This window comes from Pelorhabdus sp. sgz311002 (genome assembly GCF_056134285.1).
Genome location: NZ_JBWBCL010000001.1, coordinates 640,123 through 663,859 on the forward strand (window position 1 = coordinate 640,123; position 23,737 = coordinate 663,859).

At 42.9% G+C, this 23,737-nt stretch carries 22 protein-coding genes; 2 read left to right on the plus strand and 20 right to left on the minus strand.

Annotated elements, in window-relative coordinates; translation table 11 throughout:
- Positions 1-54: 54 nt before the first annotated feature.
- Positions 55-816: a LamB/YcsF family protein gene (locus AC0NJP_RS03295; protein WP_474698757.1), complete on the minus strand. Its 762-nt coding sequence runs from the start codon at positions 814-816 to the stop codon at positions 55-57.
- A 272-nt stretch (positions 817-1,088) separates the two neighbouring features.
- Between AC0NJP_RS03295 and AC0NJP_RS03300 the strand changes: the two genes are divergently transcribed.
- Together AC0NJP_RS03300 and AC0NJP_RS03305 are read left to right on the plus strand one after the other, a co-directional pair.
- Positions 1,089-1,340: a hypothetical protein gene (locus AC0NJP_RS03300; RefSeq protein WP_474038590.1), complete on the plus strand. Its 252-nt coding sequence runs from the start codon at positions 1,089-1,091 to the stop codon at positions 1,338-1,340.
- Between the two features lie 272 nt (positions 1,341-1,612).
- Positions 1,613-2,887: an Nramp family divalent metal transporter gene (locus AC0NJP_RS03305; RefSeq protein ID WP_474698758.1), complete on the plus strand. Its 1,275-nt coding sequence runs from the start codon at positions 1,613-1,615 to the stop codon at positions 2,885-2,887.
- A 277-nt stretch (positions 2,888-3,164) separates the two neighbouring features.
- Here AC0NJP_RS03305 and AC0NJP_RS03310 read toward each other — a convergent pair whose 3' ends face one another.
- The 19 genes from AC0NJP_RS03310 to AC0NJP_RS03400 all read right to left on the minus strand — a co-directional run bounded on the left by AC0NJP_RS03310 (position 3,165) and on the right by AC0NJP_RS03400 (position 23,709).
- Positions 3,165-4,223 carry a 5-oxoprolinase subunit C family protein gene (locus AC0NJP_RS03310; RefSeq protein ID WP_474698759.1) on the minus strand — a complete coding sequence of 353 codons (1,059 nt, stop codon included), beginning with the start codon at positions 4,221-4,223 and terminating at the stop codon, positions 3,165-3,167.
- Positions 4,220-4,990 carry a 5-oxoprolinase subunit PxpB gene (gene pxpB, locus AC0NJP_RS03315; RefSeq protein WP_474698760.1) on the minus strand — a complete coding sequence of 257 codons (771 nt, stop codon included), beginning with the start codon at positions 4,988-4,990 and terminating at the stop codon, positions 4,220-4,222. Before pxpB ends, AC0NJP_RS03310 begins: the two co-directional genes overlap by 4 nt.
- A 104-nt stretch (positions 4,991-5,094) precedes the next feature.
- Entirely contained in the window at positions 5,095-7,119 is a 2,025-nt protein-coding gene (locus tag AC0NJP_RS03320) for a SpoIIE family protein phosphatase (protein ID WP_474698761.1), read from the minus strand.
- Between the two features lie 125 nt (positions 7,120-7,244).
- Positions 7,245-7,670 (minus strand): MOSC domain-containing protein, encoded by a 426-nt coding sequence (locus AC0NJP_RS03325; protein WP_474698845.1) that lies wholly within the window; start codon positions 7,668-7,670, stop codon positions 7,245-7,247.
- A 38-nt stretch (positions 7,671-7,708) separates the two neighbouring features.
- Entirely contained in the window at positions 7,709-8,683 is a 975-nt protein-coding gene (gene moaA / locus AC0NJP_RS03330; protein WP_474698762.1) for a GTP 3',8-cyclase MoaA, read from the minus strand.
- A gap of 30 nt (positions 8,684-8,713) precedes the next feature.
- Positions 8,714-9,370 (minus strand): response regulator transcription factor, encoded by a 657-nt coding sequence (locus AC0NJP_RS03335; RefSeq protein WP_474698763.1) that lies wholly within the window; start codon positions 9,368-9,370, stop codon positions 8,714-8,716.
- Positions 9,348-10,418, minus strand: coding sequence for a PAS domain-containing sensor histidine kinase (locus tag AC0NJP_RS03340; RefSeq protein WP_474698764.1), 1,071 nt, complete (start codon positions 10,416-10,418; stop codon positions 9,348-9,350). Before AC0NJP_RS03340 ends, AC0NJP_RS03335 begins: the two co-directional genes overlap by 23 nt.
- Before the next feature lie 16 nt (positions 10,419-10,434).
- Positions 10,435-10,887: a GAF domain-containing protein gene (locus AC0NJP_RS03345; RefSeq protein WP_474698765.1), complete on the minus strand. Its 453-nt coding sequence runs from the start codon at positions 10,885-10,887 to the stop codon at positions 10,435-10,437.
- A gap of 53 nt (positions 10,888-10,940) precedes the next feature.
- A complete protein-coding gene (gene narI, locus AC0NJP_RS03350; protein WP_474698766.1) occupies positions 10,941-11,618 on the minus strand; it encodes a respiratory nitrate reductase subunit gamma in 678 nt (225 codons plus the stop codon).
- A complete protein-coding gene (gene narJ, locus AC0NJP_RS03355) occupies positions 11,615-12,148 on the minus strand; it encodes a nitrate reductase molybdenum cofactor assembly chaperone (RefSeq protein WP_474698767.1) in 534 nt (177 codons plus the stop codon). The genes narI and narJ overlap by 4 nt, the downstream gene beginning before the upstream one ends.
- Positions 12,141-13,604 (minus strand): nitrate reductase subunit beta, encoded by a 1,464-nt coding sequence (gene narH / locus AC0NJP_RS03360; RefSeq protein ID WP_474698768.1) that lies wholly within the window; start codon positions 13,602-13,604, stop codon positions 12,141-12,143. The genes narJ and narH overlap by 8 nt, the downstream gene beginning before the upstream one ends.
- Positions 13,594-17,280, minus strand: a complete 3,687-nt coding sequence (locus AC0NJP_RS03365) for a nitrate reductase subunit alpha (RefSeq protein WP_474698769.1) — start codon at positions 17,278-17,280, stop codon at positions 13,594-13,596. Before AC0NJP_RS03365 ends, narH begins: the two co-directional genes overlap by 11 nt.
- Before the next feature lie 15 nt (positions 17,281-17,295).
- On the minus strand, positions 17,296-18,594 hold the full coding sequence (locus AC0NJP_RS03370) for an MFS transporter (RefSeq protein ID WP_474698770.1): 1,299 nt from the start codon (positions 18,592-18,594) through the stop codon (positions 17,296-17,298).
- Between the two features lie 167 nt (positions 18,595-18,761).
- Positions 18,762-19,982 carry a tyrosine--tRNA ligase gene (gene tyrS, locus AC0NJP_RS03375; RefSeq protein ID WP_474698771.1) on the minus strand — a complete coding sequence of 407 codons (1,221 nt, stop codon included), beginning with the start codon at positions 19,980-19,982 and terminating at the stop codon, positions 18,762-18,764.
- Between the two features lie 119 nt (positions 19,983-20,101).
- Positions 20,102-20,428, minus strand: coding sequence for a DUF1904 family protein (locus tag AC0NJP_RS03380; protein ID WP_474698772.1), 327 nt, complete (start codon positions 20,426-20,428; stop codon positions 20,102-20,104).
- Positions 20,429-20,442: 14 nt separating this feature from the next.
- Complete coding sequence (locus AC0NJP_RS03385; RefSeq protein ID WP_474038606.1) at positions 20,443-21,519, minus strand: S1C family serine protease; 1,077 nt, start codon at positions 21,517-21,519, stop codon at positions 20,443-20,445.
- 150 nt (positions 21,520-21,669) lie between these two features.
- Entirely contained in the window at positions 21,670-21,942 is a 273-nt protein-coding gene (gene hfq, locus AC0NJP_RS03390) for an RNA chaperone Hfq (RefSeq protein WP_474038607.1), read from the minus strand.
- Positions 21,943-21,978: 36 nt separating this feature from the next.
- Complete coding sequence (miaA, locus tag AC0NJP_RS03395) at positions 21,979-22,920, minus strand: tRNA (adenosine(37)-N6)-dimethylallyltransferase MiaA (RefSeq protein WP_474698773.1); 942 nt, start codon at positions 22,918-22,920, stop codon at positions 21,979-21,981.
- Positions 22,921-23,709 (minus strand): class I SAM-dependent methyltransferase, encoded by a 789-nt coding sequence (locus tag AC0NJP_RS03400; protein WP_474698774.1) that lies wholly within the window; start codon positions 23,707-23,709, stop codon positions 22,921-22,923. It abuts the gene before it with no gap.
- Positions 23,710-23,737 lie beyond the last annotated feature (28 nt).

Here is a 23,737-nt window from a genome sequence, read left to right on the forward strand (position 1 = left end):
ATTAGAATTATCTCTATTTTACACTAGAAGAGACGACTTGGCAAAGAAATCTGCCTACTTACCAAAAGCTTGCAGAGTAACTTGTTCAGTAGCAAAGATTTCTGTGATCTTTTGGATCATTTCTACTGCGGAAGGAGTGTCGCCGTGTACACAAACTGTTTGAGCATTAATCGGAATGGTTTTACCATCAATCGTTTGGACTGTTCCATCCTTTACCATTTGCAATACTCGTTTAGCGACTTCATGAACATCATGAACTACCGATCCTTCTTGTTTGCGCGGTACAAGCTGTCCTTCTGCTGTATAGGCGCGATCCGCAAAGGCTTCTTCAACGTAAGGAATTCCTACTTCTTTTGCTGCTGTGACCATTAGCGAGTTAGCCAGACAAACCATGATTAAATTTTTATCAATGGCCGCCAAGGCTTCAGCAATCGCCTTGCCTACTGCTAAATCTTTTGCTGCTTGATTATAAAGGGCGCCATGAGCTTTAACATGCTGCAACGTAAGCCCCTCACTTTTACAAATACCAGCAAGAGCACCTACCTGATACATGACATCCGCTTTAATTTCCGCTGGGGAAGCCATGAGTACACGCCGCCCAAAACCAACTAGGTCCGGATATGACGGATGCGCACCAATCGCTACGCCATATTGTTTAGCCAACTTTACAGTTTTCACCATATTAACAGGGTCGGAAGCGTGAAAGCCACAAGCAACATTGATTGATGTTACATGAGGCATAGCTTGTTCATCATAGCCCAGCTTATAAGTGCCAAAACTTTCTCCCATGTCACAGTTTAAGTCCATTGTTTTCATGATAATCACCTCTCGCGAATTTGTACATTGATTTATATTAATTTAAAACTAGCAAGCAAGGCAAATATTTCACTTGAAACTGTGCTGTAAAAACTTTCCTTAATTATATCATACTTTCAGACTATAAACATAAATTATCATTTTGAAACTAATCTGCTCATTATTACCATGAATAGTCTAGTTTCATTCTATATAAAAAGAAATATTTTCAAATTCAGAAAATAACATGGTAAAATAAGATGAATGAAAAAGGAGGGTAATTTCGACAAATCATGAAACGACTTTCAGACATTATTTTTTGGTCCCTTACAATTTTATGGTTATTTACCAGACAAACTACGGAAGATTCTACTTTAAAAACAGTCACTGATGTCGCTTTAACCATTGCAGCATCTATTTCGTTGTTCAATTATGGGCGACGCTATCGACAGAAGAAAGAAGAGCAGTTGCAAAAAAGTAGTTTACCAAAACGGACTACACCAAAAAGAAGTCCTAAAAAGAAAAAGCGTTCAACCAAACGCTAAAAATGAGTCAATAATATATTATAAAGACAAAAAGCTGCCTTTCAGCGAAGTGCCAACAAGCATATCGATGAAAGGTAGCTTTTTCATTATATCCTATAATACAGGGGCGTTTTGGGGTAGTTGCGCCATACTAATTGTATGGATTTTTATTGCATTATGTAACCTCACAAATTTGTTGGCAACGCCATATTCTATAATTGTCAAGTGTAAATAAAATTCTGTACTACCTTTTCGTGGGGTGATTGCTGAAGAAAAAATAGGAGTGGGAGAAATTGAAAGATGAAAATTTCGTATCGAGTCCAATGACCAAACTGCCCGTTCTCTCAGATGAAGTAATCCGACAAAAAGCGCAAGGGTTATTTAAATATTTAGGGCCAGCTTTCATTGTGAGTGTGGCTTACATGGATCCTGGAAATTTCGGCACGAATATTAGTGGCGGATCGCAATTTGGCTATAACTTATTATGGGTCATATTATGGAGCAATTTTATGGCGATTTTTGTGCAAATTTTATCTGCTAAACTCGGTATTGCCACAGGAATGAATTTACCAGAACATTGCGGTAGATTTTTTTCCCGTAAAATGAACTGGATCTTTTGGTCAGTAGCGACAGTCGCAGCAATGGCCACGGATCTCGCTGAGTTTCTAGGAGGTGTTCTCGGCTTTAATTTGCTATTTGGCATCCCTTTAGTTTGGGCCGCAACCCTAACAGGCGTAATTACTTATTCAATTTGTCACTTACAAAAATATGGGCAAAAAATCATCGAACGAATCATCACGACAATGGTTGCTGTCATTAGTCTAGCTTATATTTGGGAAATGTTTATTGCCAAACCTGCTTGGAATGAGGTTTTCTATCATACAGCAGTTCCCTTCTTAAGTTCTGATAGTATCCTAGTAGCTGTAGGCATGCTGGGAGCCACCGTAATGCCTCATGTTATTTACCTGCACTCGCAGTTGGTACAAACGAGACGTAGAAATTGTCTGCAAGATTGTCTGCATCACTTCAAAATGGCTAAAATAGAAGTTTTCATTGCCATGAATATGGCTTTTATCGTAAATGCTGCCATGGTTATTGTTGCTTCCTCCGTGTTTAAAGGCAACGGCTTAGAAATCGGCGGAATAGAAGAAGCCTATCTTACCCTGCAGCCATTAATGGGAAATATGGCTGCTGGAGCCTTTGGCATTGCCCTGTTAGCCTCTGGACTCTCCTCTTCGACGGTTGGCACAATGGCCGGTGAAGTGATCTTAAAGGGCTTTCTTGGCTTTGATCTAAAGGCAAGTCTTCGTCGCCTTATTACAATGTTGCCAGCACTGGGAATCTTGATGTCTGGTATCAATCCTATGGAGGCGCTAGTCTATAGTCAAGTCATACTAAGCTTTGCTCTGCCTGCCGCGATTATTCCGCTTATGATTCTCACGAATCAAGCGAACATTATGGGAACCTTCAAAAATACAATCTTTACAAATGTGCTTGGTTGGATTGTGGTAACAGTCATTGTATTATTAAATATGATTCTCCTTTATCTTACTTTATCAAGTCGTTAACATAAAATAATATCCATTAGGATATCGCAAGGTATATGAGCATTATAAAATTTGCTGCAACCCTTGCGATATTTCTTTGCATAAAATAAAGAGACCTTTACTTCCCTAACTGTAGATTGGGAAATAAAGGTCTCGCTATAGCAAATGTTCTGCCAAGTAGAACCGGGCTTGCGCCAGTATGTCGACTCTACTCACGGGTAATTCCCGCTAGCTACTCCCCTTTAGAATTATAAGGTTTTGATGCTATATTATATGTCTGAAAAACAAAAGTGATAATTTATTTTTCACTTGTTTCAACAATTTGCACATCATATCGATGATCATTTACTGTTATTACAAATTGTCTCGGTTTGCCGCTAGGCTCTTCTAAACTTTGTGTTGTAGTTACTTTCTCGGAACTAGCTAAAGGAAGTTCGTAAATCCGTTTTACTCGTTCGTCTTGCTCTGAATAAGCTTTTAAGGCGGTTTGTTCACTACAAACGGCAAATTTCACTTTATCGCCTGGTTTTAACTGCGCTAATTTCGTCCGATCGGCCCGAATAACCGTAGCCATCTTAGTATAACCGCCTGTTGTCTGACGATCAGCCATCATAATGATTGGACTGCCATGACCTGGAATTTGAATAGAGCCGAAAGCTAAAGCATCTGATACAATATCGGCACCGGAACAATGTTCGATTTTAGCGCCTTCAAAACGGAATCCCATACGGTCTGCTTCATTGGAAAGTGTATAGACCTCGCTTAAAAAAGTCTTAGTACCTTCTGGGGTAAATAAGTCATCCTGAGGTCCCAACAAAACACGAATTTCCGTAACCTCTTTATAAGCCGGTAACCAGGTTTCAGGAACTTGGCGTACTTTTGCTTTTTTATCTTTACTGCAAGCCGAAAGTTGATCAGCAGCAGCTAAAGCACGTCCGCTTACACCACCAATTTTAGCTCTTGTATAAGTCGAGCGGCTTCCCATAACCAGAGGTACATCAAAGCCACCAGGCACGGCTAAATAAGTCCGGCAACCTTTTGTTACAGCGCCAAAAGAAAGGATCGAGTTCGCTGGTACAAGAAAACTAGACCAGTTTGCTACCGGACTGCCATTTAAAGAGGCTTGCATATCGGCACCGGCGATGGCAATACAAAGCTCCTCTTTGAATTCAAATTCACCACCGAAAAATGTCATTTCAAGCACTGCCGCATTGGCGTCATTATCTAATAGAGCATTTGCTGCTGCGGCGGCATAGTCATCCATTGCTCCTGCTACAGGCATACCGAAAGCTTGATAGCCAAAACGGCCTTTATCTTGAATCGTAGACAAAAGTCCCGGCTTACGTACTGTAATCATTTTTTCTCACCTGACTTTCTCAAATCCGCGATTTCTGCCGCTGTAAGTTCATCAATTTTAAGCTGATAAGATTGATTGGTGACTTGATCAACAATCGCCTGATACTCTTGCTGCGAAACTGATTCAAAAAGCAGATAATCGCCTGCCGCTACCACAAATGGCTGCGACGATTCCGGCGCAAAAACGGGTAAAGGTGTACGTCCAATAAGTTGCCAGCCGCCAGGGCTTTCAATCGGATAAAAACCAGTCTGACTGCCTGCAATCCCCACGGATCCTGCCGGTATTGCCGTACGAGGTTTAGCCAGACGCGGTGTTGCGATTTTCTCGGACATACCGCCAAGATAAGGAAATCCCGGTGTAAAACCAAGCATATACACAAGATACGGAACTGAAGTATGAATGGCGATTACTTCATCCTCCATCATCTGATGATGCTCGGCTACAAAAGCAAGATCAGGACCGTACTCACCACCATAACATACAGGAAAGTGCAGCAAACGTACTTTCCCTGCCTGAGCCTCACCAGCCAGTTCCTGCTGCAAAGCTAGAACTGATTTTTGCAGGCTGTCTCTGGAAACAAGACTAGGATCAAAATCAATTAATAAAGATCGATAGGTAGGGATTAACTCTTTAACACCTGTTAGCGCTTTTGCCTGAAGCAATGCGGCTAATTTGTGCACTTGACGATTTGTCATTTCGTCAATTTCTTGACCAAATTCCACAACCAGCGAACATTCACCTGCTGTGAGAAAACGCATTTGATTCATATTATCAACTCCTGCTAGGAATAAAGTGCTTTTTTCTACTTCGCTGTAAAAGAATAATGTCCTGCCCCATCAGCTGTATAAAATTGCAAGTTCTTGTCCAAGTTTTATACTTTTTTGATTTCTAAAAAAATTGCCGATGCATCATCCCAGCGCCCAGCCTGTTCGGTTTTTGCTGTAAGCTGCTGGTATAATCGCTCATAGGAAAAACTTTTAATTTCTTCTTCCTTTAGCAAATCAAATAAGCCATCGCTGCCAAAAACAAAAACATTGCCTGTTTGCAAGGGGATTTCTACGGTAGAATATTCTACGTTTACAGGAAGTAACCCTACTAAGGAGCCAGGAAGCTTTACAACCCCCTGCTTCGATTCACAAGAAGCAATCATATAATAATTTCCGCCTGATACAATACGCAGCATCGCTGTCTTGAAGTCAATTTCAAAAAAGAGAATTGCAGCATAGCTAGCCTCATCAAAGTAGCGCAACGCCTGTTGGTTTAAAGCAGCCATTTTTTCTGAGAGCGTTCCACCGCTTAAGTACATATCATGTAATAATCCATGCAAAATATGGGTGCGTAGCGCAGCAATTAAGCCATGACCTGATACATCAACAATAAAGCCGCACAATTTTTCATGATCCTCTAGCCAAATAAAATCTAATATATCACCGCTTAACTTTTCAATAGGCTTAAATAAATATTGCGCTCTTATAAATTCGTTTTCAAAAGGTTCCGGTAAAAAACCAAGCTGTACTTCAGCTGCAATATCATGAAGAGCATTTAATTCATTAAAACGTTTTACTGCCAAATCTTTTTCAGCCTTTAATTCGCCAGTACGTAAGGCTAATTTCTCATTTGCTTCTTCTAATTCAGCAGTTCGTTCGTAAATTTTCGTTTCTAAATGATTTACAAATTCATGAATTTGTTCAGCCATGGTATTAAAAGAATGAGCCAAAGTACCGACCTCGTCATCACGGAAAATAGTCGCTCGCTGTTTAAAATCACCAGCAGAAAAACGCCGCGTAGTTTCAATGAGATGATATATGGGTTTTAAAACTTGCCCCGTACTTTTAATATACAATAAAATAGCCGTAAGAACTGCTAAGAGCGATACCCCCAAAGTCATTTTTATACTATTAGTAACAGCTGCCGTAAAAGGAGTAGCGGGAATTGCCGAAAGAATCAGCCAGTGGAGACCTTCTTTATTGTATTCTAAAACCGTTACATATAGTTTTTCGCTATCATTTTCATCAAAAAGTGTAGCCCCTTGGGAATTCTTATAGTTTTCATACGCCTTAGTAATACTTTGCCGCTGCACCTCAGAGATTTGTTTTCGTTCCAAAACGGTTTGCCCATTTTCTGAGTATATTAAAAAATTAGGTTCTCCCAGTGAATTAGCCACTAGATAACCCGTATCTTTTTCAACGATATATACAAGCCCCTTGTTGCTTTTCACCAAATCCTGTAAATACTGATTCATACGCGAAAGCGTTAGATGCGTTCCTAAAACCCCTTCAAAAGTTCCTGTTTTATTATAAATTGGATACGCTGCCGATATGGCCAAGTCATTCATAACAAAATGTTTATAAATCGGCGAAAAGACTGCTTTTCTTGTTTTCTTGGCAAGAATATACCAATCTCTTGTTCTGACGTCAAAAGGAGCTGTTTCCTGCACTAATAGAGTACTTTCGAAAGCTCTGTTTACCGCATAATAACGAGTCCGTCCATTTGTTGACAAGGTATTTTCATAAACTTCAATCTCATTGTGGTCATTTCTTCTAGCACCAAAGTAGTCTCCCGTTTCAGAGCCATAGCTAAAACTGTAAATATCCTCTTGATTCGCTTCGATAACACTAGAAAAGTACACATTTCGTTTATGCCGATCTGATAAATCAATAATATTCTGTTCTAATAAACTGCGGTTTGCCTCATTAATAATCAGGGGATTATTAATAAACTGATCAATCTGCACGAGAAGACGCTGATTCGTATTACTTTGAATATCGGCAATGATTGTTTCTATTGAGCTGGTCCAGCTCGTAAAAACAACATAGCCAATTAAGCTGAAAGTTGTGAGGAGAATTATAATAAATAAATAGTTAATCGAATATTTTAGCAGTTTTTTTTGCAGCATTCATAAACTCTCCTATCAATTCAATGTTACAACCTTCGAATGGCTTGCTTGTTTCTTCCCTGCGGCTCCCCAAAACTCCTGCTACATAAAAAAGAAAGCGCTTTGGCTAAACCAAGCGCTTTCGCTTATTCCATAATATCAATGCTATCACCTGATTGAATCGATCCTGCCTGGACCACCTTGGCAAAAATACCTTCACGCGGCATTACACAATCGCCAGTCTGTTGCCGGATAGCACAACCACTATGACACTCTTTGCCAATCTGCGTAACTTCAAGTACAGCATTGCCAATTTTTAAACAAGTTCCAATCGGCAATGTATAAAGACAAATTCCTTCTGTTGTAATATTTTCGGCAAAAACACCGGGAGAAAGATGGTGTCCGATCACAGCTTCTACTTTGGCAATACTTTCCCGCCCTAATAAACTTACTTGTCTATGCCAATTGCCACCGTGCGCATCGCCTTCGAGTCCATGATCCATTTTAAAGTAACCTTTCAGAATAGGTTTTTTAACAACGCCTTTTTTAGTGCTGCAATTTACGGCAATCACTGTAGCCAAAAACTCACCTCTTTCAAAAAACAGTCCCCTTAACCGCCGATTTGATACATCATGCGTCGATTATTTTTTCCCCAGCCAGACTGCATTTCATGTCTTAATGGTTTCTTGCGAATTGCCAGGCGAAATAGTTCAGCTAGATCCTGATCTTGTGCGCCCTGACACAGCTCTGTCAAAAGATCAACCTCACCTTTAGCGAAAAGACAGCTCCGTAATTTTCCATCAGCTGTAAGGCGCAGGCGATTACACTCGGCACAAAAATGTTCACTTAATGCCCCAATGAAACCGATCGTTCCTTGGCCACCGCGTAAACGGACATATTCAGCAGGGCCGCTGCCCGTAACCTCAGCAAAAGGATCAAGCGTATAATGCTGTGCTAAAATTTGCTTCATGTCTCCAATTGAAACAGTTTTTTCTTGATCATAAAAAGTAAGATTGCCAATCGGCATACATTCGATAAAGCGAACATGTAGTGGCATTTTGTGAGCAAAGGCGGCAAAATCAAGAAGCTCATCATCATTAAAGCCGCGCAAAACGACTGTGTTGATTTTGGTTGGAGATAAGCCGATTTGAATGGACTGTTCAATTGCCGCTAATACCTTGTGAAGCTCATCCTGTCCCGTCATATAAGAAAACCGTTCGGGACGAAACGTATCTAAACTAAAATTTACTCTGTTTAAACCAGCTGCCTTAAGCTCTTTGGCTTGCTCAGTAAAAAAAACGCCATTCGTTGTCACCGAAACATCTTCAATTTGAGGGATTCGATTGATATCATAAATAATTGCGGCAAGATCTTGCCGCAATAACGGCTCCCCACCAGTGAAACGAATACTGCGAATTCCTTGCTTAGCAGCAATCGCGGCGAAACGCACAATTTCTTGATGCGTCATACTCTTTTTTTGTCTGATAAATTGGTTGTCAGGCCGACAATAGCGGCAGTTCAGATTACAGTTCTCCGTAACAGAAATTCGCAAATAATGAATCGCCCTGCCATAGCGATCAAGCATATTAGCGCCCCACCCTTCATATATAAAACTTCAACTCTCTAAATCTAAAAGTCCTTTTTTAAGTGCATATTTTACGAGTTCGGGTCTTGTTTTCAAATGAAGTTTTTCCATGATCTTTGCTTTATAAGCCTCTACTGTTTTCACGGAAAGGCACAATTTTTCGGCAATTTCCTTATTGCCGTAGCCCATAGCCACAAGCCGGAGAGTTTGTTGTTCCCGATCACTTAATAAATTAAGCGATTCAAAGGTTTCGCTTGTTTTCCCTCGCTGCAAAAAATCTTCAATCAAACACTTAGCCGCTGAGGGATATAGATAGGATTCGCCCTTGGAGACAGAACGAATGGCGCGAATTACGTCAAAATCAAGCGCTGTTTTTAAAATATAGCCCGCAGCTCCAGCTTTTAAAGATTGGAACAAATATTCTTCATCATCATGCATGGTTAAAATCAGCACACGAATGGCTGGAGCCGCTTCTCGAATACGCGCCGTAGCGACAAGGCCATTTTCTCCCGGCGGCATCCTCAAATCCATTAGAACTACCTGAGGCTGTAGTTTAAGCGCTGCAGCAACGGCTTCTTGTCCGTCAGCCGCTTCCCCAACGACCTCCATATCGTCCTGCGAATTAATCATCATAGCCAGGCCAGCACGCACAACAGCATGATCATCAGCAATCAATACGCGAATCATTGTATTTTTCCCTTCCCTCTGCTAAAGGTATGGTAACCTGAATCGTTGTACCTTTGCCCAGCTCAGTTTTTAGCACAAAGCGTCCGCCCACTAGTTCTGCTCTTTCTTGCATGCTGTAAAGTCCTAAGCCAGTTCCCTGAATCGTAACATTTTCTAATGAAAATCCCCGTCCATCATCTTGAATGATAAGTTGCACGACCTCTGACGCATCTTGAAACTCAAGAAATAGTTGATCTACATTGGCATATTTAGCGGCATTCAACATGGCTTCTTGGGCAATACGATACAAGGCTGTTTCGATGGCCGGATCATACCGTTTTTCTGCCGCCTTAATACTCAGCTCTGTTACTATACCGTAGGTTTGTTCAAATTGTTTGGCAAAGGAACGCAAAGCTGCAGTCAATCCCCAGTCATCAAGCGAACAAGGACGTAAATCAACGGCAATATGCTGCACTTCATGAAGCGCTTGAACAGCTAACTCTTTCGTCATAGCAAACTGAGACTGTTGGTTTGCCCGAACACCCCCAGCATGTTCCAGCGTATTCAGGCCAACAATTAAGCTATAGATCGTCTGACCAACGCCATCATGTAAATCCCGCGATACTCGCTTTCTTTCCAGCTCCTGGGCTTGCATCATATAGCGAGTGATCTTGCGCTGAAAATATTCTTCTTCTTGCTCTTGATATTTTGTTACATCACGAAAAACTACAACAAGAGAGTTCCCTTTTTCTGTTATTAAACGAGTGGCGCTAGCTGATAAACAAAGCATCTGGCCATTCTTATCCCGCAGTCGCCACGAGAATGCAGGCGTACTTTCCATAGTAGCAAAACAGTTCTGGCAAGCAGTAAATTCGTGACTTGTCGCCATTCCTTGGCACAACTCGCTCAATTTTAAAGGCTTTAATAGTTCGTCAGTTGAATATCCCGTTAATTGACAGGCTGCAGAGTTACAATCAGTAATAAACCCTTGCGAATCAACTAGCACAACCGCATCGGTTAATTGAGAAAATAAATGTTTCCAAAATGCATCAGATCTTGCGTCTTCCATGAACAAAGCCTCCGTACTAAAAACCCTGCACCGCATACTGCGTGAAAAGAGCTTCTAATTCTTTTGCGTACCTTTGCGTCAAAGAAATTTCTTTTATAGTTAGATTCCAATCACTGCGATAGCCGATGAGTAAAACGCCGTGCACTCTTTTATCGATATATACAGGCACTCCTAAAGCTGTGCGAAGTTGTTCCGCATATAAGATAGGATATTCGCGAGGATCGTCATGTGGCATTGGCTGATAATTCACTACTTGCGTCGGGCGGCCCGAAAGAAGTACTTTGCCTGCAATTCCTTTGCCGCTATGAAGTACAATACGGCGAAAGCGTTCATTTTGATTGCCTACAGCATATTTCCAACGAATCACGCCTTGAACCGGCTCTTGGCAAGCAAGTGCTGAAAAATCAGCCCTTGCTTCGCTTCTTGTATGGTTTAATAAAGTTATAATTTTTTCTTCCAATTGGTTCATAGGGAGATGCTCCAAGCCATTAAAATTTATCGGCCAAGCCCGCTTTTCTTGCATCATCGACGCCAGTACTGAATATAAGCTCGCTGTAAGTATTCAACAGGTAGGCTCCAGACATGAACAAGACGCGTGAAAGGCCACAAAGCGAAAATAAAAAATCCTGCTAAAATGTGCAACTTAAATATCCATGGAACAGAAGACATAAGGGTGCTATCAGGGCAAAAGATAAAGAGACTTCGAAACCATGGCGCAATTGTTTGACGATAATCAAAATGGCTCGCATCAAATAAATTACTAAAAGTAGCACCTATACCTAGTAAAATCTCACCTAGCAACAGCAAAACGATCAGACGATCGCTAACCGAACTTACCGCTAAAATTCGATCATTCCCAAAGCGACGCAAAGCAAGTAAAACCATTCCGGCAAAAGCAATCAAACCTACCGGGCCGCCGCCGTAGATAGCGCCTAGATGATATAATTCATTGGAAATACCAATTCCGTCAAAAAAAGCTTTTGGAACTAGAAGCCCGGCAATATGACCGCCTAATACCGCTACAATTCCAAAATGAAAGAGGAAACTTCCCCATTTCAACTTTTTCTGTTCTAATAGCTGACTCGATTGGGCTGTCCAGCCTAAGGGGTCAGAGCTATAACGATAGATATGACCTACTACAAACAAAGTCAAAGCGATATAGGGATATAAGATCCATAAGAATTGTTCTACAAAATTCATAAAACACCTCCTACAGGCAATGTTGTATCCGTTTTCTCTAAAGCGATCACTAGAGCTGCGAATAATTCTTTGTAAAAACTTTTCGCTTCTGCCAAGCGCTGATATAGCAGCTCAATTGCACCTTGTACCAACTGTAAAGCTTCCTTCGCTTTACTTTCTTCAGCGGCGCAGCAAAATTCCAATAGGGCCGGTAAATAGTCTGGCAGTTCCGTCTCGTCTAAGGCCAAGCCGGACTGTAGATAAATGCCCTTTAAGGCAGTAAGTACTTCAATTCGTTTTCGCTCATCACCAAATAACAAGGCAGTGAGATACAAACTTGTTTGTTCATTAAAATCGAAAGTGCTCACATAATTTGCCGCAAGTTCGTCTGTTTGAAACGCCTCGCAAGCTTGTAAAAAAGCAAGCAAATTTTTCGAAACTTCACTGTCGGTTAGACTTGCAGCTTCCTGCGCGGTTTGTCTAAATATTTCGCCTCGCCCCTCAGGATACTGCAACAAGGGGATAATCAGCGCCAACGCTGCTTTATCCACGGCGTCCACCTCCTTGCATATTCTGACAGAAGCCACAGCTTCCCTGTTGCTCATAGAGTGATGCGCTGCTTTCTTCTCGTTTAGCTGTTGGCACAACAAAACGATCGTCATATTTCGCAATAGCCAAAAGTCGATATAAAGGCTCGATATCCTCAACTTTTAAATCGGCAGCGCGAAGCAGCTCTTGATCGACAGGCTCCTGCAAAGAAATAGAACGCATCGCTGAACGCATGGCTAAAAGCTTGCTTAACGCGCTCTCCACAGCTGTGAGATTGCCGCCTGTTAATAATTGCGCAAGATAGGTCATGGGAATCCGCATAGCGGAGAGTTCGGCGAAAAAGGCCGGTGCTGCGTCTTGTTCGTGATGCAGGGCACTTATAATCGGACTGAGCGGTGGAATGTACCAAACCATCGGCAAAGTCCGAAACTCTGGATGCAGCGGTAAAGCCACGCCATAGCGGACGGCTAAATCATAAACGGGTGATTTTTGTGCAGCCTTCAGCCAGTCTTCCCGAATTCCCGCCTCTCTTGCCGCTTTAATAATCGCGGGAACGGTCGGATCAAGGAAAATGTTTTTCTGCGCTTCATAAAGCTGCTCATCTGATTTTAAAGCAACAGCTTGTACTTGATCGGCGTCATAGAGAATTACGCCAAGATAGCGAACCCGACCGGAACATGTTTCTGAACAAATCGTTGGCTGGCCATTTTCAATGCGAGGAAAACAAAAAATACATTTTTCCGCTTTATAGGTCTTCCAATTGAAATAAATCTTTTTATAAGGGCAGCCGGAAATACATAAGCGCCAACTGCGGCAAGCAGTCTGATCTACCAGAACAATTCCGTCTTCTTCCCGTTTATAAATGGCACCGGAGGGGCAGGAAGCGACGCAGCCAGGATTGAGACAATGCTCGCACAAACGCGGTAAGTAGGCCATAAAAGTTTCTTCAAATTCAAAGCGAATTTTTTCCTGCAATTTCTTGACGATTGGATCACTGGGGCCAGTAAACGGAGTCCCGGCCAAATCATCATCCCAGTTCGGGCCTTGCGTAAGATTCATTTTCTGACCGGTAATAACCGATTCCGGTCTAGCTACAGGTTGGTGACGCTTGGATCCGCTATGAATCAGTGAATCATAGTTGTAAGTCCATGGTTCATAGTAATCTTCTAGTGTAGGCAGATCGGGGTTATAAAATAGCCGAAACAGTAGTTTTTGCAAACGACCGCCGCTCTTTAAAGCCAGGCTGCCGTTTTTTAGTTCCCAGCCGCCTTGATACTTCTCTTGATCTGCCCACGCTTTTGGATAACCTTCGCCTGGCCTCGTTTCTACGTTATTAAACCACATATATTCGGCGCCGCGGCGATTTGTCCAGGTATTTTTGCAAGTTACGCTACAAGTATGACAACCAATGCACTTATCTAAATTGATAACCATGGCAATTTGCGCTTTAATCTTCAAGCCAAGCGACCTCCTTTAACTTGCGGACAGCTACATAAATATCCCGCTGATTGCCGATGGGGCCATAGTAGTTAAAACCGTAACTCAGTTGGCCGTAGCCGCCAATACATTGTGTTGGTTTCACATGAATCCGCGTGGGACTATTGTGCGTACCGCCCCGTTCCCCCGTAATCACCGACCCGGGAACATTAATATGCCGATCCTGCGCATGGTACATATAGAGAGTGCCTCGCGGCATGCGATGACTGATTACAGCTCTAGCTGCCACCACGCCATTGCGGTTATATACTTCTACCCAATCATTGTCAGCTAAACCGGCTTTCGCAGCGTCCTGATGATTCAGCCAGACATGGGGCCCCCCGCGGAATAACGTCAACATATGGAGATTATCTTGATAGGTGCTGTGAATATTCCATTTGCCATGGGGAGTGAGATAGCGCAGAACGATTTCTTCTTTTGCTTGTTCTGGTTTCTTTTCTAAATCAGAAAAGACTAGCGGCGATAATGTTGGTTTATATACAGGTAAAGCTTCGCCGAACTCTAAGATGATTTCATGGTCTAGATAAAAATGTTGTCTTCCTGTAAGTGTGCGAAACGGCATAAGCCGTTCGATGCTTGTCGTAAAGGGCGAATACCGTTTATTGCCTTGGTTGGAGCCGGTAAATACAGGCGTGGGAATCACTTTGCGCGGCTGCGCTGTAATATCATCAAAGGTGATCTTTTCACCAGCTCGACCAGCGCTGATATCACGAAGCGTAACACCAGTCTTTTTCTCTCCGTCCGCCCAAGCTTTCATGGCCAAATCGCCATTGGTAGCACTTGATAGAGCTAGAATCGTATCAGCCGCCTTGCGGGCTGTAGATAAGTCAGGTCGGCCCAGCGCCGCTCCTGGCAAAGTAATTTCGCCGCTGGACTTTTTCAATTCGTCTACTGCTTCTTTCGCCGAGTAGGAAATTCCATGAGCACCTAAAGCGTTTTTCTCAACTAACGGTCCTAATGAAATAAATTTATGGTAAACCTCTTTGTAATCCCGCTCGACTAGCACCAGATTCGGCATGGTTTTTCCGGGAATGGCCTCTACTTCTCCCTTGCTCCAATCCTGTACCTTTCCCAGCGGTTGAGCAATTTCTCCCGGTGAATCGTGCATGAGCGGTACGGCGACAAGATCTTTGATTGCCTCCGGTACATACTCTTTGGCCATAGCAGAAAAAGTCTTGGCTAAATTCTTAAAAATATCCCAATCGGACTGGGCTTCCCAGGGCGGATTAATTGCCGGATTAAAGGGATGGACAAAAGGATGCATATCCGTACTGCTCAAATCGGTCTTTTCATACCAAGTGGCGGCAGGCAGCACAATATCAGAGTACAGCGCCGTACCAGCCATACGAAAATCAAGATCAATTAGTAAATCGAGCTTCCCTTCCTCGGCATTCTCCCAAGCGATTTCTTCCGGTTTCATCCTTTCATTCGGCTCTGCTAATAAGCCGTGGGATGCTCCCAGTAAATGTTTTAGAAAATATTCATGACCTTTGCCGGAACTCGAAATCAAATTAGAACGCCAGACAAAAAGTCCCCGCGGAAAATTCTCCTTTTGATTGGGATTTTCCACAGCAAAATGAAGTTTTTTGCTTTTCAAAGCATCTACGGTATATTTTACAATGTCTTCGTTTGACTCAGCGCCCTGCTGCTGCGCTTCTTGCACAAGGTTCAGTGAATTTTTATCAAATTGCGGATAAGAGGGCAGCCAGCCAAGCCGCGCCGCTAAGACGTTGTAGTCGGCAGGATGGCGATAGCGCGTTTTTTCTACCGCAGCAGACTTAAGCGTATCCATACCGTGCGTTTCATACTGCCATTGATTGGTAGCAAAGTAATAAAACGAAGTAGCATTTTGCAATCGAGGCGGCATCGACCAATCGCGAGCAAAGGCAATCGTTCCCCAGCCTTCAATGGGACGGCATTTTTCCTGGCCGACATAATGGGCCCACCCGCCGCCATTGACGCCTTGCGATCCTGTCAAAATAACGAGATTCAATATAGCGCGATAAATCGTATCACCATTAAACCAGTGATTAATGCCCGCCCCCATGATGATCATGGAACGACCTTTCGTAACGGCGGCATTTTTAGCAAACTCTCGAGCAATTTGAATGACTAGCTCAGGATCGATACCCGTATGTTCTTGCTGCCAAGCAGGCGTATAAGGAGCAGTTTCATAATAATTTTGGGGGTAATTTCCCGCCAGACCGCGATCAATGCCGTATTGAGCCAACATAAGATCATAGACAGTTGTAACAGTCAGTTCTTTTTGACCCATACGAATCCTCTTTGCCGGAACAGCACGCTGAAATAAAGTAGACTCATAAGAGGAAAACTCAGGAAATTCTACGGAAACGGTTGTATCTTCAGCTCCTAATAAGGTAAGCCGCGGTGCAATCTTTTCGCCTGCTTCATCTTCCAGTTTCAAATTCCACTGACCGTTACCATCCCAGCGTTGACCTATTGTACCTTTAGGCACAACAGCCTTTTCGGTGATATCATCCCAAATAAGCGGTTTCCATTCGCTATGTTTATCAGCTTTATCAAAGTCGCTTTCCCGTAAAAACCGCCCTAGTCCGTAGGTTTGCTCTGATTTCTCTTCTAATAGAATAAGAAAAGGTAAATCCGTAAACTGTTTGGCGTAATCTAAAAAATAAGCTTCTTGTCGTTCTACATAAAACTCTTTTAAAATAACATGCGTCATAGCCTGCGCCAAAGCTGCGTCAGAACCAGGCTGCACGGCGAGCCAATGATCGGCAAACTTTACGTTTTCCGCATAATCTGGGCTTACCGCTACCACTTTCGTGCCCTTATAGCGCACCTCCGTCATAAAATGAGCGTCAGGCGTCCGAGTTAAAGGAATATTGGAACCCCACATCATCAAATACCCCGCATTATACCAGTCGCCGCTTTCCGGCACATCCGTTTGTTCCCCCCATACCTGCGGCGATGCTGGCGGCAAATCGGCATACCAGTCATAAAAACTAAGCATGGGTGCGCCAACTAGCGATAAAAATCTTGCCCCTGCTGCATAGCTGACCATAGACATAGCTGGAATTGGCGTAAATCCAGCTAAACGGTCAGGCCCATAGGCTTGGATCGTATAAAGCATCATAGCGCTAATCAGTTCATTTACTTCTTCCCAAGAAGAACGTAAAAAACCGCCTTTGCCACGAGCGGACTTATAGGTTTTACTTTTATTAGGATCTTCAACAATCGATTGCCAGGCTGCAATCAGATTTCCGGTGTTTTTTTCTTTGGCTTCGCGCCATAAGGCTAGCAGTTGGCGACGAATATAGGGATACTTCACCCGCAATGGACTATATACGTACCAAGAAAAACTAGCGCCGCGCGGACAGCCACGAGGCTCAAACTCCGGCATGTCAGGACCAGTAGAAGGATAATTAGTTTGTTGATTCTCCCAGGTAATTAAGCCATTTTTCACAAAAACCTTCCAACTGCAAGAGCCTGTACAGTTTACGCCATGAGTCGTGCGCACTTCTTTGTCGTACTGCCAGCGCTGTCGGTAAAGATCTTCGCTACTACGATCTTTCACTTCTTCCTGAGACCAACCGCCATTATATTTGGCGATTTCTTTAAAAAATGTAAGTTTTTTCTTCAAAGGATGTCCGTCTTGCATACTTTCGCCTCCTTATTAACAGCATATTCTTGCATTCTTACGACTGTAAAAATACCAGATGACAAGTAAACTAACGATATAAGCGCCAATAAACAGATACAACGCGCTATCAGCTGATCCTGTCATTTTCATGGATAAACCAAAGGCCTGCGGCACAAAATAAGCGCCGTAAGCCGCAACTGCTGATACAAAGCCAATAGCTGGAGCAGCGTCTTTTGTCGTAAAAATCTTAGGCAGCATGCCAAAAGCTGAACCGCTAGAAATCCCTGTCATAACAAATAAGATGAGCGCTGTGAGAAAGAAAAATAAGAAATTCTCTATGTGCATAAAGTAAATGACAGCAAAGGTTGCGCCAATCATCACCGCAATGGACCAAAAAGTTACTTTGGCCCCGCCAAAGCGGTCAGCAGCCCAACCGCCGATGGGACGAAATAAAGCACCAACAAGCGGACCGAGAAAAGCATATTTTAATGGATCAATCCCGGCAAATTGAATTTTTATTAATAAGGGAAATACGGCTGCGTAGCCGATAAAAGAGCCAAAAGCCATCGTATAGATAAAGCTCATAATAAAAGTATGTTTATTTTGAAAAATGACGAGTTGTTCTTTTACTGAAGCCTTAGCCGTCTCTAAATTATTCATACCGAAATAAGCCGCAACTGTTGTGAGGAGAATGGGAATGACCCAGATAAACGCAGCATTTTGCAGCCAAATAGTCTTCGTAATTCCTTCCTTAACAAAGGTTTGCGGCTGACCGCCAAGTAAGCCTGTGGTAATAATTAATGGGACAAGAAACTGCATGACGCTAACCCCTAAATTCCCTAAGCCGCCGTTAATTCCTAAGGCCGTTCCCCGCTGCTTTTTCGGAAAAAAAGAATTGATGTTTCCCATTGAAGAAGCAAAGTTACCGCCGCCAAAACCACATAAAATGGCAAGTATAACCATCGTCGTATAGCTTGTAGTAGGATCTTGTACAGCAAATCCAATTCCGATAGTTGGAATTAACAGTGATGCTGTACTGACGATTGTCCAATTTCTACCGCCAAAAACAGGTACGGCAAAAGCATAAAAAATTCGCAGAGTTGCTCCGGAAAACCCCGGCAAAGCGGCTAAGCTGAATAGCTGATCACTTGTAAAATGAAATCCTACACTGTTCAAATTGACAGCTACAGCCGACCATAACATCCAAATACAAAATGATAATAATAAAGCCGTTACGGAAATCCACAAATTTCTTGACGCAATCTTCTTCCCCTGCTGATTCCAAAAGTCGGGATCTTCAGGATTCCATACCTTCAACTTATAAGTTGACACAATAATAGATCCTCCTTAAAATAATTAGTATTCAAATTCATTGTAATATTTTGCCGAATAAAAGTATTGCAGGGAATTCCCTCGATTTTCCGCGGGAATTCCCTGCAAATTCTCATAAAAAAGAAGCTGCGCTAAATGGCAGCTTCTTGTCGTTTTACTTTTTTATGTTAGCCTTCGATCACAATACGGTGATAGGATTTTTTCCCTTTGCGAATCAATACACTCTGTTCTGTCAACAGATCCGCTGTGAGCACAAAATCAAGGTCGGTTACCTTTTGATCCCCTACGTAGAGTCCACCTTGCTGCATCAGCCGGCGTCCTTCCCCTTTTGTTGCTACAATACCTGTGCTTGCCAAAATATCAAGCAGCTTCGTACCAAGTAAAGCGGCAGTAATCGTCACAGTCGGCGCATTATCAAGCGCCCCTTGGCCACCGAAAAGAGCTTCTGCCGCCTGCTGGGCTTTCTCGGCCTCAGCTTCGCCATGAACCAGTTTTGTTACTTCAAAAGCAAGTGCCTTTTTGGCCACATTGATTTCCTTATCGCGCAAAGCGCCAAGACGTCTTACTTCATCCATCGGTAAGAACGTGAGTAGCGACAGGCATTTTTCTACATCGGCATCATCTACATTACGCCAGTACTGGTAAAAATCATAAGGCGACGTTTTTTCCGGATCAAGCCAGAGTGCACCATTTTCAGTTTTCCCCATTTTTTTGCCATCGCTCTTGGTTAAAAGAGTAAAAGTTAAGCCATAGGCAGGCTTGCTTTCTTTTCGACGGATCAGATCAGCGCCTGCTAAAATATTAGACCATTGGTCATCGCCGCCCATTTGCATTACGCAGTTGCAACGATGATTCAGTTCCAAAAAGTCATAGGCTTGCATCAACATATAATTAAATTCAAGAAAGGAAAGACCTTTTTCTAAACGTTGCTTAAAACACTCAGCTGTCAGCATGCGGTTTACAGAGAAATGAGCGCCAATATCGCGCAGCATTTCGACATAATTGAGCTCCAATAACCAGTCGGCATTGTTCATCATTAAAGCTTTACCATCGCTAAAATCAATAAAACGGGCCATTTGCTGTTTAAATTGTTCCCCATTATGACGAATGGTTTCCTTAGTCATCATTTTCCGCATATCAGTTTTACCAGACGGGTCGCCAACCATAGCCGTACCGCCGCCAATTAGGCAGACCGGACGATGACCATGCTGCTGCATATGAGCCATAACCATCATTCCGAGAAAATGTCCCACATGCAAACTATCTGCTGTGGGGTCAAAACCAATATAAAAAGTAATTTTTTCTTCTGCTAACAGTTTTGTAATTTCTTCTTCGTGGGTTAGTTGTTGCACATAACCCCGCTCTTTTAGTATATCAAGTACAGACATAATTTAAGAACCTCACCTTTATCCAGAATCAACACATTATTTTTAATATAGCGGAATAGGCGAAAAATGTCAACTCAGTAAGGAAACCCGGAAGCGCTTCAGCAGCTTCCGGGTTTCCTTTAATAATGATTTCCCTGCTCATAATAATTTACTTCTGAAAGCTCGACAAAATAAACCTCAATTTGGTCATAGCCAGCTTGTCGAAGGTGTTTATCAATCGCCTGAGCTGCCAAATCCTGAATCTCTTGCCCTCTAGCAAACCAATTCACCTGCACTAGGGGATTCCCTTTGGCAGTTTCCCCATCGACAATCCGTGTTGTATGACAATAATCCAAGGTAAAATAGTCGCGAGGACAACCAATTATTGACGTTAACTCGTCCACAAGCGGACGGCTAATTTTTTTTAATTCATCTATTTCGATACAGCGAAATAAAAGTTGTGGCATAAAATACTCCTCTCTTAACCAGGCATTTCCTGAACCGTTATTTTCATAGTCCGCTGGCGTCCATTTCGCTCTACGGTGAGCGTCACTTCACTGCCGACGGGAACTGCATCAAGGGCTGTTCTTAAGTCAGCTACTGAATTGACTTCTGTTCCATTAATTTTGGTAATGAGATCGCCCTCTTGCATACCGCCTTGGGCAGCAGGGCCATTTTTTTCAAGCCGAGCCACATATACGCCATGATCAAGCTCTACGGACAACCCATAGCGCGCTGCGGAATTTTGATCCACAATACCAATGCCAAGATAGGCTCTTGATACTTTGCCTTTATCAACAAGAGACTCCAGAATGGGTCGTACCGAATTGATCGGAATGGAGAAACCCATCCCTTCTACGCCATTTGCTGATATTTTTGCACTATTGATGCCGATGACTTCACCATCGGCATTCACAAGAGCGCCGCCTGAGTTTCCGGGATTAATTGCCGCATCGGTTTGAATCAATTTAAATTTACGGTCCCCCACTTCAATGGTACGATTCAAAGCGCTGATTACACCGACAGTAACACTGCCACGAAATTCGAGACCGAGTGGATTGCCGATGGCAATTGCCGGTTCGCCTACCTGAATAGCATCAGAATTACCAAAGGTGACAGCAGGCAGATTCGCCGCATCTACTTTTACTAAAGCTAAATCTGTAGCTGGATCAGAACCAAGCACCTTGCCGGGAAGCGTACGTCCATCTGTTAGGGAAACTGTAATATCTTGGGCTCCTTCGACAACATGGTAATTTGTCACAATATAGCCGCTAGAATCAAAAATAACGCCAGAACCAACCCCCTGCTCCACAAGAACCTTTTGATCAAAATTATCCCGCATATAGGCTTTATTCGTAATGCCAACGACGGCAGGCCCTACTGATTTTACAGCCTGCACCACATAAGTATTACGAGCGTCAGAAGGGGTTTGACTGACAGCAGGAACATTTGTTAGATTGTTCATTGTCGGCGCTGCCTGTACATAGTTTAAGACAATAGACCCGCCGAGACAAATTCCTAAAACAGGAATAACGCAACGTTTCATCCATGGTTTCATGCTTCCTACTCCTTTACTGATAATATGTCATCATAATTTCTTGTATATTATTATAGGCGAAAAATATGACAAATTGATGACACTAGTAAAAAACAGCAAAAGCCCCAGTCCACGGCGGTCTGAGGCTTGCCTTATAATAAACGAAAACACTTATTGCTGCGGCTGTCTTTCGGCTTTAAAGGCTTCTTTCGTTTCGTCTTTGTGCAGGGAAGTAATCGGTCGGAAGGGTGTGATCGTAGAGATCGCATGCTTATAGACCAACTGCTGTTTGCCTTCGTTTTCGATAATTACGGTAAAGTTATCAAAACCTCTGACTGACCCGCGCAGTTGAAAGCCATTTACAAGATAAATAATGACAGGAACGTTTTCTTTGCGTACTTGATTTAGAAAGCTGTCCTGTAAATTGATTACTTTTGTTGTCATGACGCAACCCCTCCGAAATGTATTTACCTTATTATTCTACTTTAGATTAAACTTTTGTGCAATACGTTGGGAAATCTTTTCCACTAAATGCTCCGTTGTCTGCTCAGTTGGATCAAACCACTCAATGTAAGGCATCTTCCGATACCAAGTAAGCTGACGCTTGGCAAAATGGCGCGTCGTCTGTTGAATCTGCCGCACCATTTCCTCGTAAGATAAAGCTCTATCAAGATAAGCAATAACTTCTTTATAGCCAATCGCCTGGAGCGCTTGGCACTCCCGTGGCAAACCTTGCTGCAAAAGCTGGCGTACTTCTTCCACCCAACCGGCTTCGAGCATTGCAGTAACCCGCTCATTGATCCGTGCATATAAGAGTGATCGCTCCATCTGCAGTCCAATGACTATCGCATCATAGCAAAGATTCGATTCTGTTGGTTCTTGTTTCTCTGGCGTAGTAATTCCCTGCTCCTGTAAATGATGTATTTCAAGCTGACGAATAATCCGGCGTAAATCATTTGGATGATACCGACTAGCAAGCTGAGGATTCACCGCAGCCAGCAGGGAGAGAACATGTTCATTTCCTTGTTCAGCCGCTAAATCCGTTAAGTATGCGCGATACGCTTCATCACTTGGCGCCTCATGAAACTGATAATTTTCCAGGAGAGCCTTAACATAAAGCCCTGTGCCGCCTGCTAAAATGGGAATTTTTCCGTTATGATTGAGTGTTTCAATATAAAGTGCTGCCTGTTTTTGAAAGTCTACTACAGTATATTCGTCAGCAGGCGCTAATATGTCGATTAAATGATGGGGAATTCCCGCTTTTTCCGCTTCTGTCGGCTTTGCCGTACCAATATCAAAACCACGATAAATCAACATGGAGTCGCCAGAAATAATTTCGGTATTAAGTCGTTGTGCCAGCTCAATACTAAGCTTTGTTTTACCTACAGCCGTAGGGCCTAAAATCACAATAAGCCGTTTCACTTATGTCACCGCCTTTTGCCACAAACCATACTGAATGCGACTATAGCGGCCGCCGACAAAATCAGTAAATCCCAGTCGGCTAAATTCCCTGCTGCCTCGCGTTTCTTTTAAAACAACACGTTCTTTCGCCACACGCTTGGCTTCAGCTAAGGCCTCTATCGATAAAGGCGAAGGATTCGCCAAAGTACGTAGTGGTTTAAATTGAGAACTTTTCGTGACCGGATGGCGAAACATGGGATCAAAGTAAACTACATCAAAAGAGTTATCAGGCTGACTTTTAAGAAAAGTTTCGTAAGAAGCAGCCTGAACAGTGATCTGGCGCAGTGCCTGCGTAACATCCTGTTCATCAGCTGTAAAATGCTTAAGTCCGTATGTTGTTACAGCAGCTAAAGCCTTTTCGCTTTCTAAGCCTACTACCTGACCAACTGCGCCAAGGGCAAAGCTCGCTACAATCGCATCAGTGGCCAATCCCAGCGTACAATCAAGCAAACGAAGTCCCGACCGCAAATTCATCGCTGTTATCATATGGTCATGATTTCCTTTTTTTAGGTTTTTTATACGTAAATACGCTAAATTCAAATGAAAAGAATGAGCACCTGCCGGAGTATGCAGCACAGGTCCTTCTTTAGTGCAAACAAGTATAGCCGGCGCTTTCAGGAACATTTGTTCGATCGATTCTTTTTCGCGCCGCACAAAAGGAATTTTCCACTCTTTCGCAAGCGATTCAGCCATATCAACTACATCATTATTCGGCCGCTGGCCTGTTGTAATGAAAATATCTGTTACCATCTAACCACCTATTATCTATTACCAGGGT